The organism is Bacillus sp. SLBN-46 (assembly GCF_031453555.1).
In the GTDB taxonomy this organism is placed as follows: Bacteria; Bacillota; Bacilli; order Bacillales; family Cytobacillaceae; genus Neobacillus.
The window spans coordinates 1,549,835-1,564,692 of sequence record NZ_JAVIZM010000001.1 but is presented as its reverse complement, the minus strand read 5'-3'; the positions used below and the strand labels follow the sequence as shown (position 1 = coordinate 1,564,692).

Below are 14,858 nucleotides of genomic sequence, written 5' to 3'. Positions count from 1 at the left end.
ATAATTATTAAAAAGGTTTGACTTTTATTTAGTATTAATATTATTATAATAATTAGATAAATTCCTACTGGGAGGTAGAAACATGGAGAAACTAGAAGTAATTGTCTACAGTAGTACAGGCTGCCCATATTGTGAAAAGGTTAAGGCTTTCCTTAAGGAACACGGAATTGAATTTGAAGAGCGAAATGCCTCTATACATAAAGAATATTTTGATCAATTAAAGGAACGGAAAATCTTTGGAACCCCAGCAACCCTTATTAATGGAAAGCTAGTCTTAGGTTTTCAAGAGAAAAAATTCAATAAGCTTCTCGGTCTTTCAGAAACTACACCTGCGAGTGTGACACCTCCTACTCAAGCGGAAGCACCAGAAGAGACAGCAGACAACATTTTTCAATCAGTTAATCAAAGAGTACTTGATGAAGTATATGACTTCGTTACAATTGGCGGTGGTCCTGCAGGTGCCTCAGCAGCTGTTTACGCGGCCCGTGGGAAATTAAAAACGCTTGTTATAGATAAGGCTCCTAAAGCAGGTACACTAGCTATTACTCATAAAATCGCTAACTATCCTGGTGTTCGTGAAGAAGTAACCGGTCTTGAGCTCCTTACGAGGATGCAGGCCCAAGCTAAGGATTTCGGGGCAGAATTTGTTCGCTCCACCGTACTTTCTGTTAATTTTTCTGATGAAATCAAGAAGATTGAAATTGCCGAGGGAACTATTCAGGCGAAAAGTGTCTTTATTGCTGTAGGTGCAAAAGCCCCCTCCAGTAAAATTAAAGGGGAAGAAGAATTTACCGGACGTGGTGTAAGTTACTGCTCAACCTGTGACGCGGCTTTCTATCAGGACCAAGTCGTAGCTGTTGTCGGAGATAATGATGAAGCCATTCATGAGGCTGAGACACTAGCTAAGTATTGCAAAGAAGTGAAATTACTAATACCTACCGAACAGTTAAAAGGAGACGCAGATCTTTCTTCATTAGAAGCCAATCCTAAGGTTGAAATCTTTAGACGTCATCGAGTCCGTGAAATTCTAGGGACAGATAGTGTGGAAAAAATTGTCGTCCTTACTGATAAAAAAGATGAACAAGCTTGGGATGTTGACGGTATTTTCTTATACTTAGGTGGAATGAAGCCTGGGACAGACTTCTTAAACGGAGCCGTAATGCGTGACGAAGAAGGCTATGTAGTAGTAGATGAATACCTTCGAACAAATATTGATGGAGTGTTTGCCGGTGGTGACGCCCGTAGAACGCCAATTAAACAAGCCGTTATTTCTGCTGCAGATGGCGCCATTGCCGCACTTAGTGCAGAGCAGCATGTTAATAAACGTACAAAACTACGACCACAATATAGTTAATAATAAGGACGCCTATCAGGTGTCCTTTTTCTCATATTGCCTTCCGTTGTTGTCAGATTCTGTCGGAACCTGTACAATTTAATACAAGATATTAGAATGGCAATTGGGGGAATAACTATGAAAAAGTGGATTCTTTTATTACTAACGGTAATGATTCTTTCCGCCTGCACGCCAAAGGCCTATACCGAAAGTATGGAGGCTGGAAAGGCTGCACTGGAAAAAGAGAACTATACTGAAGCGAAAGACAAATTCGAAAATGCATTAGAAGAAAAAGAAACAAATGAGGCAAAGAATTACCTACATGCGGCTAAAAGCATGCAGGAAAGTGTCACTCTCTTTCATAAAGGTGATTTTGATACTGCCACTTATAAGTTAAAAAAGCTATTAAGTCAGAAAGCAACAAAAAAGCTGATCAACAAACAAGCCAATGCACTCATCAAAGAGATTCAAAAGGCAAAAGCACTTGCGGACTCAATGAAGGAACGAATCATTAAAGGTAAAGCATTAATGGAGCAAAATCAATTTGCCCAGGCATTAGACGTCTTTAAAGAAGTATCAAAAACCATTCAATATACTGATATCCCTTCTATTGAAGAAATCACAAAAGAAGCTTCTGAACTTATGATTGAGGCAACCAACAAGAAAAAAGCAGCGGACGAAGAAAAGCAGAAACTAGAGGAAGCAAAACAGAAAGCAGAAGAAGAAGAAGCAAAAGCAAAGCAAGAACAGGAAGAAGCAAACCAACCACTTACACATACACAAGCAGAGGAATTAGTGAAACAACATCTTAACCTTTCTTCTGATCAAAATGTTAAAGTGGTCTATGATCACGATGCTGATAACGGTGATTACATTATCCACGTCTATGAGTTTGTTGTCGATAATTCACAAACTGGCGAAGGACATACGACAACCTGGGGCTGGTACGGTGTGAACAAACAAACGAAGATGGTGTATGATGCAATGCAATAACAAGAAAAGGCTGGCCCGTGTTAAAAAAACACATTGGGCTCAGCCTTTTTACTTTTTCCATCAACGTTTGTCCATTTCACTATGTACAACACTTGCATACATTGTATTAGTTTAGTATGGGAGGTGTTCTTCTATGTCAGACGGCAGAAACAACAACAACAACAACGGCTTTGCTTTAATCGTTGTATTGTTCATTTTATTGATCATTGTTGGTGCATCTTATCTATACTAATTATTAAAATGCACCTAATAAACAGAAAGAGCGGTAAAACCGATTGGTTTTACCGCTCTTTTCTTTAAATTGATTACACTACTCTCTATGGCTGCGCGCAAGGACCACTAAACTTACAGTAATAATAGCAAACGCAATAAAGGCTAATAAAGGGATCGTAATAAAACCAAGCCAATTGATGTAATCTCTCGCGCAAGGCACACCCGAAGTACACATTTCAAACTGCTGTAAATAAGGAATCTTTTGCAACAGTGTATGATAGCCCGAAATCAACATGCCAATGATCGACAAGGGCAAAACGTATTTATGAATTCTTAAATCGTTACGATATACTGCCATACCTAAAATAACGGCTAATGGATACATGAAAATTCTTTGATACCAGCAAAGGGTACATGGAATGTAGTGCATCACTTCACTAAAATATAAGCTGCCAAGTGTAGCAATGAGAGCAGCAATCCATGAAAGTAATAATGATTTATTCATTTTATTTCTCCTTAGTGGCGTCCTCTACCATTTTAATTAAATCATCGATGGTTTGACCTTCAAACAGCTTCCCATTAACGAAAATAGTTGGTGTTCCCGTTACGCCTAGTTTTTCTGCGTAACTCATATCCTTGTCCCACGCCTCTTCTGATTTCTTATCACGGAAGTTTTTAACCACTTTATCCACTTCATTGCTATCAGCCACTTCTTTTAAAGTATCAGTTAAAAAGGATTCAGTGAAAATATCCATCTTTTCCTTTTCTGGCTCGGCTGGCTGCTTTTCATATAGAAGATCATGGAATTTCCAAAACTTCTCGTTTCCAAGCTCCTGATAAACTGATTCAGCAAATTTAGCCGAACGAATTGAATCGACATTGATGAAAGAATCATTCATGAAATAGAATTTAGCTTTCCCATTATCCACAAGCTCCTTTTGAATAATCGGAACAACCTGCTCAGTAAAGTTCTTACAATTTGGGCATTTGTAATCGCCAAATTCAATAATAGACACAGGTGCAGACTTGTCTCCAAGAAACGGTTGATTGCTATAATCAATCGCTTCCTTTGTTTTAGACTCTTCTTGTTTTGAGTGATTTCCTAAAAATATAAATCCTAGAACAAAGGCTGCAATAATGCCTACCATCCAAAAGACAAACTTAGAGGATGATTTTGTTTCGTTTTTCGTACTCTTCTTTTTAGTTGCCATATTCAAACTCCTTTAAATGAAATGTATGAAAAAATAGTTTATAAATAATTATAGGATATTATAATAGAGGATACTAATTTTTTTACTTAAGGAGAAAGAAAATGACAAATACCAATCATTTTAGTGGCTATATTGGGACGTACACAAAAGGAGAGAGTAAAGGAATCTATTCCTTTACCTTAAATACAGGCCATGCAAAGATAGAGAATGTTAATATTGCGGCAGAGTTAGAAAATCCTACATATGTAAACATTAGCAAAGATAACCGATACCTTTATTCGGTTGTCAAAGAAGGAGAAAACGGCGGGCTTGCAGCTTTTTCTATTGATGAAGATGGTAGCTTAACAGCCATTAATCGTGAGCTTTCAGCCGGGGCATCTCCATGTCATGTTAGTGTAGACAGCCAAAATCGATATGTGTTTGGTGCTAACTACCATAAAGGTTTGGTAGAATCTCATTTACTAAACAAAGAGGATGGTTCGATTTTACCAGCTGCTTCTACTATGATTCATGAAGGTTCTGGGCCTGACCCAAGACAGGAAAAGCCTCATACCCATTATGCAGGACTTACTCCTGATGAAAAATATCTAGCTGTTGTGGAATTAGGGATTGATGCCTTAATTACCTATGCGGTTAACAGTGACGGAACGCTGACGAAAGTAAAGCTGCTGCCATTAAAAGCAGGAAGCGGACCAAGACATTTAGTTTTTCATCCGAATGGAAAAATTGCCTATGTAATGACAGAGTTTAGCTCTGAAGTCATTGTTTTAACCTATCACGAGGAAAATGGCCATTTTACAGAAAAACAATATATCTCCTCGCTTCCTGAAGGATTCACTGAAAATAACCAAGGCAGTGCGATCCATATTTCATCTGATGGACGTTTTGTCTATGCAGGGAATCGCGGACATAACAGTATCGCCGTTTTTCATGTGACTCCTGAAACTGGAGAGTTAAGTTTTGTAGAACATGTATCTACTGAAGGGGATTGGCCGAGGGATTATTTCTCTAGATCCGAGCGAGCAGTTTGTTGTTGCTTCGAATCAGGAGTCCGGTAATCTTGTGCTTTATTCACGGGATGAAGGAACTGGAAAACTAACGTTAATTCAGTCTGACATTGCTGTGCCTTACCCGGTTTGTGTGAAGTTTTTGCATGTGAGGTAGTTTTATTAGGAATAACTGTTGAACCAGTTCCTTTCTTTTATTCGACACCTTCGATTGACAAAATTTTCAAGTTTTGTCTTTTATAATCGAATTAAGAATGATGTAGGATAGGAGTAAGGTTCATGGTTCAACGACAAATAGAGACTAGGGTTATAAGAAAAACTGTAATACTTGTTGTAGCGATTATTTTTTGGGGACTATTTTTATTATTAAATACGTGGACTGAAAGCATAGAGAAATTGATGTATTTACATACATTCGGATTTAAATGGGTATCAAATCCAGACTTTTTATCTTTCTTTTACTTTAACGATTTTACGGCGTTTCATCCTGAATTTATTAAAGTGAAGTTAGGACATTTCGTTGGTTTTGCTGTATTAGATTTCCTTTTATTTAATTTAATTAAAAGTCACAAATATTCTATTGGCATCTCGCTTGTTTTTGCCTTTATAACCGAATTTGTTCAACTTTTTTTCGGCAGGGATGGCAGATTTTACGATCTTGCTATCGATTCATTTGGTATTTTTTCGGTATTGTTCATAATAAAAATCCTGAAAGCCTAAGTGCTTCAGGATTTTTTGTTTAATGAGGTAAAAATACCTTTACCATACTAGTGATTCTCTTTTTGTATAAAGACAAATACATTTTAAACAATGGAGCTCCCTGTTGTTCCACACCAATTTGAGTTTCTAGGTCATATTTAGAAGGCCAGAACCAATAATGCAACTCAATTATACTATGCTTGAAAGTATCATAACTTAAGAACTGATAATCGAAAAAGTCTACGTATTGTTTTAGACCATTTACCCGTCGGTATTCCCATCTTGTAGTTTTCACTTCGAAAGGCAACCTTTTTACATCACTTAAATGAGGGAACTGCTCATAAACAATGGACAAGGTTCTTTTAAGTCGTCGCACTGTTTTATGCGAGGCAGCAAGTTTTAAAAGGTCATCATAATCAATTTCCTTACCTAAAGTATGAATCAATTGAATAATGTCCAAAAAATATTTCATAGATTCTAGGTTATGACGCCAACCATGTAGGCAAATCATGTAAAACAAGTGGGTGCTTGATAGCTCTTTAATATATTTGGAATGACCGACTTGTAAAGCCTGTCCCCATAGGTCATTAATATTAAACTGTGAAGTATTATGCTTCACAATACTCCAATGTAATTCCACCACTAATGGCATGGTGGAACCAGGTAATTTCTTACTAAAACTGCAATGAAAATGCCCCGGTATCATCTCTTCTTCAACCGTAAATCCTAATGATTTTATGCTTTCAATTGATTGATCCAGTTCCTTAAATGGAATTAATAAATCGATATCAGATGTGGCCCTTGCCCCAATATGCCCAAAATATCTTTCAGCAAAATAAACTCCTTTAAGTGCGATTACCTCAATTCCTTTACCCTCAAAAACTTTTAGAATTTCATCCGTTTGGTTTTTTATCAATAGGTTTTGAAAAAGCCCTTTGTCGTAGCTTTCTTTTAAGCGGTCCTGAAAAAAGGAAGGAGTTTGACTAAGCCTTCCTTGCTGCTTTAATAAAAAGAAAACTTGAGAGGAAATTCCATCCTCTTCTATAAACTGGAGGGCACGTTGATAGAACTTGTCATCCTGTGGCAAAACAGTGTTTTGATCATAGATTAACTTAACCATTTCTGTACTCATGACCCTCACCCCTGTTTATAATTTTGCAGCCAATGGGAATTCCCTATCATTTTTTACTCCAAAGGATGTTTCATTCAGATTCCGATATAAACCAATTTGCTTTATTAGTTCCTTATGCATTCCCTGCTGAACAATTTTCCCTTTGTCCATAACATAAATTACATCTGCGTGTTGGATAGTGGACAAACGATGCGCAATGATGATAGTTGTTCGACCTCTCATTAATTCCTCCAATGCCTCTTTTACGTAAAATTCGGTTTCTCCATCCAAGGCGGATGTGGCTTCATCCAATAAAAGTATTGGTGCATCTTTTAATATAGCTCTCGCGATCGCCACACGTTGCTTTTGTCCGCCGGATAACTTAACCCCGTTTTCACCAATTTCCGTATCGTAACCCTTTGGCAATGATAGGATGAAATCATGGATTTCAGCCCGAATGGTGGCTTCAACCATTTCTTTTTCGGTGATATTAGGACGGGCAATTAGTAAATTTTCTTTCACCGTTCCCGAAAAAAGAAACGTCTCTTGAGGAACCAATGCAATCGAGCTTCTTAATTCCGAAGCTGAAAACTCTTGAATTGATTTTCCTGCTATTCGGATGTCACCAGACTGAGGTCTATAAAACCCTTGAAGCAGATTAAACAACGTACTTTTTCCTGCACCGCTTGGACCGACTAAAGCTACTACCTTCCCCTCAGGGATTTCAAAATGAAATTGTTCAAATACAGGTTTATTTTTCACATAGCTGAAGGTAACATCTTGGAATTCGATGGCACCATTTACTCCAGTGTTTGGAGAGAAGGAAGGAAGTTCTGTACTGTCTGCTGGTTTTTCAAGAACATTTAGTACCCTTTCCAGGGCGGCAATCGACCGTTGAAATCCCGCCCACACATTGGCCATTCCCGTAATTGGATAGAATAAATGTGTAACTAGATTAAGAAAAGTTAACAAAGCCCCCACTGTTAAAGTGCCTTTTGAAACAAATAAAGCACCAATAGATAGATTCATAATAAAGGTGATATACCCAATGATTTGCTCACCCGTTCGATACCAATTTTGAAGCTTGGCATTCTCCATTTCTAATTGATATAATTCCTGATTTTGTTTACTAAATTTGTTGTACTGAAGTTTTTCAAGTGTAAATGACCGAATGACTTGGAAACCATGAAAGGTTTCGTTTAATAGACTATTAATATTTCCTATTAATCTGTGAATTAATCTGCCATTTTTCCTTAGGAATAAACCAAACACAATTCCCGATAGCGCAGCAATCGGAGCAATGATTAAACTTACCAAGCATAGTGTTAAATTAATATTCATTAAATAGATAAAGACGACAATATAGATGATTGGTAGTCTGATCAGACTTAGAAGACTGCTCCCAATCATTCCATCCACACCATGAATATCATTGGAAAAATGGGACATTAATTCACCTGAACGGTAATTTGCTGTCACTCCCGTAGGCAGCCTTAGAATATGATCAAACAGATGGTTTTTAAGATCCATCTTCACTGCATTGGTTGCAATTAAATTAAAGAATGTATAGGAAACATTCGAGGAGATACTCACAATAATAAGAAATGCCCCATATGGAATAAAGGATAAAATCTCCTCATACCCTCCATGTATAGCCGCATCCGTGATATCACCATAATATTTTGCGAAAGCAATAGTTAAGTAAATATCAACTCCTAATAAAAGAAGAATCATCAAATAAGCCTTCCATCTCTTGAAGATAAAAGGCAACACAAAAGAATAAGCCCGTTTAATATCTGTCATCGTAAAATATTGTTTAAATAGCGAGTTAAGCTGTTCTTTCATGGCATGGACACTCCATTAGTTTATTTAAATTGTAATTTTAACTTCCTATTCAAGTACTTTCGCAAAATGCTGGATAAGACTGGAAAGGTGAGAATCATCCCCCCCCAAAGACGCATAATAAAGTGATCTGGGGATAGATGTATGTGTTGTTTTTTCACATCTACCAATTTCCCAAGAATCTGTCCTTCTTCAATGGGCTTGTCGAACCCCAGGTTTGTGTCCCCTTTTAAAATAAAAACGTGTTGGTAATTAACTATTTGTTTCTTTACAAGACGGTGAGCAATCAATTGACCTGTTTGTAATTGGACTAAAACGACATCACCTTTTTTTAATTGTGAAGAATCACAAGGTGAAAATCTGCACACATCGTCCGATCGTATGTAAGGAAACATACTATTTCCAAATGCAGGGAGCTCGATCCAACCATCCTTGTTGATGGCTTGTTTAAGTAGTTTAAAGATAGGTTCGTCAATCAACATGGTCGATCAGTTCATATTGAACAAGATTGTTTAAAAACTCATCAATATCCTTCCTTACCTGGTGTGTATCCTCAATTGCAGAGAACTTTTCCAACAAAGATTTTGTCAGGGTTTCCGCATTCTGTGCTTCCTTTAACAATGACCAGCAATGCCCTCCAACATCATTCAATTTCGTGATAGTACATTGATTGGCATTTAGAATAATCCATTCCCCATCAAACTCTGTTGCCTCACAATTTTCTTTTTGAATATACTGATTCATGATATTAACTCCCAAAAGGTATTATTTTTTTGAAAAAAGAGGTCATAGACTGGTACCTGCATGACTAGCATGGTCATAAGTTTTAAGATTTTTTTTGTTTCTTCCTGGCTCCGAGGCCAGAAAAAAACCTTATCCATTAAATGAAGGAGTGCATCCGACTTAGTAGATTTAATTCTTTTATTTTGTAGTGATTGGTGGAGAAGTTGAATACTCGCTAGCTCTACCGAACCTTCAAATGGCTCTGCTTCCAGTTCGCTTCGGAATGGAGAATTATATACCGTTACGCCATTTGAGGTGATTTTTAATAGTGTTGCCTCATCTGATAGAAGACAACGAGGAAATGAAAGCTTTGCAGCGGTCGATTTACCAGCGCCGGACTGCCCAGCAAAAATATGTGCCTTTCCATTTTCTAGCGCGCAAGAGGAATGAAGCAGTAATCCCCAATTATGATGAACAATGAACGAGCTATATAAGTTTGTTAATGCGTGTTTCAAGGCCAATTCATCATATACTGATATAGTTGCAGACTTGTATTCTGAATCAACTTCAATTTGGTAATCGGCTCTGCGATAAGTTATTTTATCTCCTAAATTCGTAATCTCTACCTCATAGTTCAAAAAGGGGACCCCATAGCCATGATCTATTTTTATGGTCAGATTCGGCTTAATACTTTTTAACCCCATATTGCGATAAAAGTTTTTTTCAGTAGATTTATACAGGGTATCTGATTCGCAGAAAATTTGAACATAATGTTCACCAATTTTTGTTAGTAGTTTGTTCATATTGGCCTCCTATGGGAGAAAACATAATGGGTGGAAGGGAAGTAGTAGAATGTATGTATTATCCTATTGACCTTCCCATTCCATTGAAACTAAGGATTCACATTTGGATTACACTGGCCAATTCCACCACTGTTCCCACCATTTCCATTTCCATTTCCATTTCCAGGTGTTCCCGCTCCACAAGGTTGTGGATTTGGATTGTTTTCTACTGGAAAATTTATCCCACCATTCCCGTTAGATTCAGGACTCTTCCCTTTTCCAGGATTCCAGCTATGTCTAGTTTCAAAATGGATTTGTTGATGGCTTAAAATAGTTGGCTTTGTATAAACCCTTTCAGCAATCATTTGCTCACCTCCTTTGTTCACTAAAAGTTCATTATAATGAACGGACAGAGTAAAAAATTTATTGTACTTGAATTTGTAATTACAAATTGAAAATTACATCTCTATCATAGAATTATAAATCACATTACGTTCTTTAAAAAGAACATTTATTCGACAAAAAATTTATGATTTTTCTTCAGCCTTAGATACAATATATTTATTTAGTGCAATTCCAAATGGTAAAGCAATAAGTGTCAATAGCTTCTTAGGTGACTGTCTTAAAACTCCTCCTTTACTTCCTGCAAAGATACTGCAAGATACATAATGTATTGCCTGCTTAAGTCTAAATAGAAAAGGTGTTTTTGGTAATTTCATCATTTCCATTCGATAAAATCTGAAGCCTTTTGGACTGTGTTTATATTGTTTTAATATATTCATTGATGATCCATCCGGTAGATACTCCACACAACAGAGTGCTTCATTCATTAAAAGCATTTCATATTCCTGATCTAGCATGTAATATTTATAGGAAAGAGGAACTAACTTTTCATTTTGATATACCGGGTACGGATATTTCCTTGTTAGTTTCGTCCGATAGACTAGTTTCTTATCTCCCTTAACTCCATATTTATTATATAGGTTAAACAATGTGGAGGTTTTAATATTACTTGGAAGTTCTGTCCCAATAATTTTTCCTTTAGAATTACAATCAAGCCCAATGATACCACCTATATCTTCACTACTATTTTCTTTCCAAAAAGAAATAATTTTTTCAACAGCGTCATAAGGCATATAATCATCACTGTCTATACAGACATTTAATTCTGTATCAATTAAGTTATATGCAGTATTGTGTGCACCATGCATCCCTTGATTTTCCTGTCGATAATATTGAATCGAAATAATATTTTCTGCCATCCACGTATTAACTAAATCCTCGGTATTATCAGAAGACCCATCGTCAATAATTAACCAAATAAAGTCTTTACTTGATTGTCTTTTAAGACTTTCATAACATTTGTGGAGGGTATACGCCCTATTGTAGGTCGGAGTAAAAACAGTCAATATTGGCAAGAAATATCACCTCGCATTTGATAGATAAAAGTCTTGAAGCCATGTTGCGGTATTCTTAATATCATACCCACTGTCTCTTAGCATGTTTATTTTAGAGGTATGACGTTGTATTTTTTCCACGGTCATTTTTTCTAGTTCAGCAGCCCAAAGATCTTTACTTGAGAGATTTAAAAATTTCATTAAACCTAAACCTAAGTCAACCTCATCTGTGATCTCATCTGATATTAAACAAGGTATTCCAGCTGCTTGTGCTTCTATGAGCGTTACTGGTAAACCTTCATGCAGGGAAGGAAATAAAAATAGGTCAAAAGCTTGTAGTAGTTGATTAATATCACTTCTAACACCTAGAAACTTTACCTTATCTTGTATATTTAGTTCGCATACTCTTTTTTCAATATCATTCCGTAATACACCGTCACCACATAATAATAAGATCGAATTGGGCTTTCTTTTAACAAATTCAGCAAAAATCTCAACTAAGAACTTATGATTCTTTTGTTTTGTAAATCTACCAACATGACCGAAAACTATTTGATCATCAATCCCTAATTCCTGTCTTATTCTCATTCTTATATCTGAAGAAAAAGTAAACATTTCTGGTTCGATTCCATTTTTAAGTAATTTTGCTTGATTTGATTTACTGCCAAACAACCACTTAGCAGCAGCTTCGGAACATGCAAAAGTATAATCAGAATGGTAGGGAATAAATAACCCAGAATACCATTTATATGCCTTGGATAAAACTCCGCCTTCCCCACCAGTATTATGACTGTGAGAAATACAATACCGAATGCCAAATTTCTTTGCAGCTCTTACTACTACTCCACTCATTCTATTTAAATGTGAATGGACTATTGTATAGTCATTATAGGTGGAGAAGAAATTATTTAGAGCTTTTATGTAACTAAAATGCCCCACTTCATTTATATATGGAATTCGATGTATGGTCCCGCCAAGTTCTTTAATTTCTTGATCAAAAACCCCTTCTTTACACGTCAGAAAATCGAATTGAATTTTGGAACGGTCTATATTTCTATATAGATTCATAAGCAGGGTTTCAGCTCCGCCCCTGTTCATATTTACGACAACGTGCAGAACTCTAATAGGTTTACTCATATCCTACCCTCCTGGAACTTACACCGGTTCTAAGTATCCCAAATTCTCTTTATACCAATCTATTGCCGAATCGATACCTCGCTCAAAACTCCACTCTGGTTCATACCCCAGCATTTGTTGTGCTTTTGATATATCAGCATTGCTATGCTTAATATCACCTTTTCTATCAGGACCAAATACCGGTTGAATATCTTTTCCTAATGCATTCAACAAGTGATTATAGATATCTATTAAAAACTCTCTTCCACCGTAAGCAATATTATAGGCTTGCCCTGCAGCTTCACTGCTTGCATTACAGGCCTTCAAATTGGCTTCAATGACATTTTCAATATAAGTAAAATCCCTACTCTGTTTTCCATCACCATTAATCGTCGGCCTTTCATTATTCAGAAGTTGTTTAATAAATTTGGGAATAACCGCTGCATAAGCCCCATTAGGATCCTGTCTCCGGCCGAATACATTAAAATACCTTAAACCATAGGTATCGAGTCCGTATAGCTTTGTATATAGCTTCCCATATTCCTCATCTACCATTTTGGTAAGTGCGTAAGGGGATAACACATTGCCCTCTTTCCCCTCTTTTTTTGGCAGATTAGGCTCGTCACCATAGACGGATGAACTTGAGGCGTAAACAAATTTCTTCACACCATTCTGTCTAGCTGCCTCCATCATATGTAACGTGCCTTTAATGTTAATTTCTTCATATAATAATGGCATCTCTATACTTCTTGGAACACTTCCCCATGCGGCTTGATGAAGGACATAATCCACACCTTCACAAGCTTTCATACAAGTACCCAAGTCACGAATATCTCCTTCAATAAATTCATAGTTGGGATTAACTAACAATGAATCCACATTTTCTTTTTTTCCAGTTGAAAAATTATCAAGACCCCGAACTCGATAACCTAAATTCAAGATGGCTTCAACTAAATTTGATCCAATAAATCCTGCTGATCCAGTAACTAAAAAGGTAGATCCCTCTGGAAATCTGATAGTTTCATATCCCATGTTAAAGCCTCCAATACAAAAAGCCTGAATTCTCTGCTTCTGTTCGATTAAATACTCCCTTAATATCTATTAATACATGGTCATTCCTTTCAGCCTCTGTATCAAACTCAGATGCAGACGCTACTTCATTCATGGCTTCAGAATGAATATACATTTGAGCAGAATTTCTATACATCTTTTTCACATCTTCTAAACAAATAGATTTAAACTCATCATGGGCTACGGCAAAGATAATCGCATCCATCTCTTTTATTTCTTCAAGAGTACATGGATTAATTCTATATTCATTCCATAGGTCATCTTTATCTGCTAAGGGATCAACCACTTTTACTTCTACTCCATACTCTTCTAATTCTTTGATTACATCGACTACTTTTGTATTTCGAACATCCGGACAGTTCTCTTTGAAAGTAACACCAAAGATAGCTACTCTTGAGCCATTTATTTGTTTATTGGCCTTAATCATTTTCTTTACTGTACTTTCAGCAACATACTTCCCCATATCATCATTAATTTTTCTTCCCGAAAGTATAATTTGAGAATAGTAGCCCATTTGTTCCGCTTTGTATGTAAGGTAGTAGGGATCAACACCTATACAATGGCCACCTACAAGACCAGGAGAGAACTTTAGAAAGTTCCACTTCGTTCCTGCCGCCTCTAATACAGATTTTGTATCAATGCCCATCTTATTGAAGATGATAGAAAGTTCATTCATAAAAGCGATATTAATGTCTCGCTGAGAATTTTCAATTACCTTTGCTGCCTCAGCCACTTTAATGCTTTCAGCTTTATAAACCCCCACATCGACAACAAGTTCATACACTTTTGCGATAATTTCTAATGATTCTTTATCCATTCCAGAAACCACTTTAATGATTGTTTCTAGTCTATGCTCTTGATCCCCCGGATTTATTCTTTCAGGAGAATACCCAACTTTAAAGTCTACTCCACACTTTAAACCAGATTCTTTTTCTAAAATCGGAACACAGAAATCCTCTGTTACACCAGGATAGACAGTAGATTCAAAGACAACGATGGAGCCTTTGGTTAAATTTCTACCAAGAGTACGGGTGGCTGATTCAATAGGAGTTAAGTCTGGAGTTCGGTCTTCTTTAACAGGGGTAGGTACGGCAACAATATGGAATTTCGCTTCTCTTAGCCTCTTTTCATCTGAGGTAAAATCAACAGTTGTGAGTTTGATTATTTCATTTCCTACTTCTTTTGTAGGGTCCACACCATTTTTATAAAGCTCAATCTTTTCCTTATTCACATCAAAACCAATGACATCCACTTTCTTTGCAAAAGAAACAGCAATAGGCATACCCACATAACCAAGGCCGATTAATGATACTTTTTCTTCTCTTTTAACAATTTTTTCATATAAATTCATACCATTTCT

General features: G+C 36.6%; 16 protein-coding genes and 1 pseudogene. 5 read left to right on the top strand and 12 right to left on the bottom strand.

What is annotated here, in order from left to right; genetic code table 11:
• The first annotated feature begins 82 nt into the window (after positions 1 to 82).
• From QFZ87_RS07910 to QFZ87_RS07900, 3 genes are all read left to right on the top strand, one after another.
• Positions 83 to 1,354 carry an FAD-dependent oxidoreductase gene (locus tag QFZ87_RS07910; RefSeq protein ID WP_309859904.1) on the top strand — a complete coding sequence of 424 codons (1,272 nt, stop codon included), beginning with the start codon at positions 83 to 85 and terminating at the stop codon, positions 1,352 to 1,354.
• A gap of 117 nt (positions 1,355 to 1,471) precedes the next feature.
• Positions 1,472 to 2,326 carry a hypothetical protein gene (locus QFZ87_RS07905; RefSeq protein ID WP_309859902.1) on the top strand — a complete coding sequence of 285 codons (855 nt, stop codon included), beginning with the start codon at positions 1,472 to 1,474 and terminating at the stop codon, positions 2,324 to 2,326.
• Positions 2,327 to 2,459: 133 nt separating this feature from the next.
• Positions 2,460 to 2,558 (top strand): YjcZ family sporulation protein, encoded by a 99-nt coding sequence (locus QFZ87_RS07900; RefSeq protein ID WP_309859900.1) that lies wholly within the window; start codon positions 2,460 to 2,462, stop codon positions 2,556 to 2,558.
• A gap of 78 nt (positions 2,559 to 2,636) precedes the next feature.
• Here QFZ87_RS07900 and QFZ87_RS07895 read toward each other — a convergent pair whose 3' ends face one another.
• Positions 2,637 to 3,044 (bottom strand): disulfide oxidoreductase, encoded by a 408-nt coding sequence (locus QFZ87_RS07895; RefSeq protein WP_309859898.1) that lies wholly within the window; start codon positions 3,042 to 3,044, stop codon positions 2,637 to 2,639.
• Position 3,045: 1 nt separating this feature from the next.
• Entirely contained in the window at positions 3,046 to 3,750 is a 705-nt protein-coding gene (locus QFZ87_RS07890) for a DsbA family protein (protein WP_309859896.1), read from the bottom strand.
• Positions 3,751 to 3,851: 101 nt separating this feature from the next.
• Between QFZ87_RS07890 and QFZ87_RS07885 the strand changes: the two are divergent.
• Positions 3,852 to 4,914: pseudogene (locus QFZ87_RS07885) on the top strand (lactonase family protein).
• 122 nt (positions 4,915 to 5,036) lie between these two features.
• Positions 5,037 to 5,477: a VanZ family protein gene (locus QFZ87_RS07880; protein WP_309859894.1), complete on the top strand. Its 441-nt coding sequence runs from the start codon at positions 5,037 to 5,039 to the stop codon at positions 5,475 to 5,477.
• Positions 5,478 to 5,496: 19 nt separating this feature from the next.
• Here QFZ87_RS07880 and QFZ87_RS07875 read toward each other — a convergent pair whose 3' ends face one another.
• The 10 genes from QFZ87_RS07875 to QFZ87_RS07830 all read right to left on the bottom strand — a co-directional run bounded on the left by QFZ87_RS07875 (position 5,497) and on the right by QFZ87_RS07830 (position 14,849).
• The gene (locus tag QFZ87_RS07875) at positions 5,497 to 6,588 is read right to left on the bottom strand and encodes a nucleotidyltransferase family protein (protein WP_309859892.1); all 1,092 of its coding nucleotides are present in this window, start codon (positions 6,586 to 6,588) and stop codon (positions 5,497 to 5,499) included.
• Positions 6,589 to 6,603: 15 nt separating this feature from the next.
• Positions 6,604 to 8,412 carry an ABC transporter ATP-binding protein gene (locus QFZ87_RS07870; RefSeq protein WP_309859890.1) on the bottom strand — a complete coding sequence of 603 codons (1,809 nt, stop codon included), beginning with the start codon at positions 8,410 to 8,412 and terminating at the stop codon, positions 6,604 to 6,606.
• A 20-nt stretch (positions 8,413 to 8,432) separates the two neighbouring features.
• Positions 8,433 to 8,891: a S24/S26 family peptidase gene (locus tag QFZ87_RS07865; RefSeq protein ID WP_309859888.1), complete on the bottom strand. Its 459-nt coding sequence runs from the start codon at positions 8,889 to 8,891 to the stop codon at positions 8,433 to 8,435.
• Positions 8,881 to 9,153 (bottom strand): PqqD family protein, encoded by a 273-nt coding sequence (locus QFZ87_RS07860; RefSeq protein ID WP_309859887.1) that lies wholly within the window; start codon positions 9,151 to 9,153, stop codon positions 8,881 to 8,883. Before QFZ87_RS07860 ends, QFZ87_RS07865 begins: the two co-directional genes overlap by 11 nt.
• Positions 9,150 to 9,935: a hypothetical protein gene (locus QFZ87_RS07855; protein WP_309859885.1), complete on the bottom strand. Its 786-nt coding sequence runs from the start codon at positions 9,933 to 9,935 to the stop codon at positions 9,150 to 9,152. The genes QFZ87_RS07860 and QFZ87_RS07855 overlap by 4 nt, the downstream gene beginning before the upstream one ends.
• A gap of 89 nt (positions 9,936 to 10,024) precedes the next feature.
• Positions 10,025 to 10,279 carry a hypothetical protein gene (locus tag QFZ87_RS07850; RefSeq protein ID WP_309859883.1) on the bottom strand — a complete coding sequence of 85 codons (255 nt, stop codon included), beginning with the start codon at positions 10,277 to 10,279 and terminating at the stop codon, positions 10,025 to 10,027.
• Positions 10,280 to 10,441: 162 nt separating this feature from the next.
• Positions 10,442 to 11,332, bottom strand: a complete 891-nt coding sequence (locus tag QFZ87_RS07845) for a glycosyltransferase family 2 protein (protein ID WP_309859881.1) — start codon at positions 11,330 to 11,332, stop codon at positions 10,442 to 10,444.
• A 6-nt stretch (positions 11,333 to 11,338) separates the two neighbouring features.
• Complete coding sequence (locus QFZ87_RS07840; protein ID WP_309859880.1) at positions 11,339 to 12,448, bottom strand: glycosyltransferase family 1 protein; 1,110 nt, start codon at positions 12,446 to 12,448, stop codon at positions 11,339 to 11,341.
• Positions 12,449 to 12,466: 18 nt separating this feature from the next.
• A complete protein-coding gene (locus tag QFZ87_RS07835) occupies positions 12,467 to 13,459 on the bottom strand; it encodes an SDR family oxidoreductase (RefSeq protein ID WP_309859878.1) in 993 nt (330 codons plus the stop codon).
• Position 13,460: 1 nt separating this feature from the next.
• Positions 13,461 to 14,849 carry a nucleotide sugar dehydrogenase gene (locus QFZ87_RS07830; protein WP_309859877.1) on the bottom strand — a complete coding sequence of 463 codons (1,389 nt, stop codon included), beginning with the start codon at positions 14,847 to 14,849 and terminating at the stop codon, positions 13,461 to 13,463.
• Positions 14,850 to 14,858: the final 9 nt, after the last annotated feature.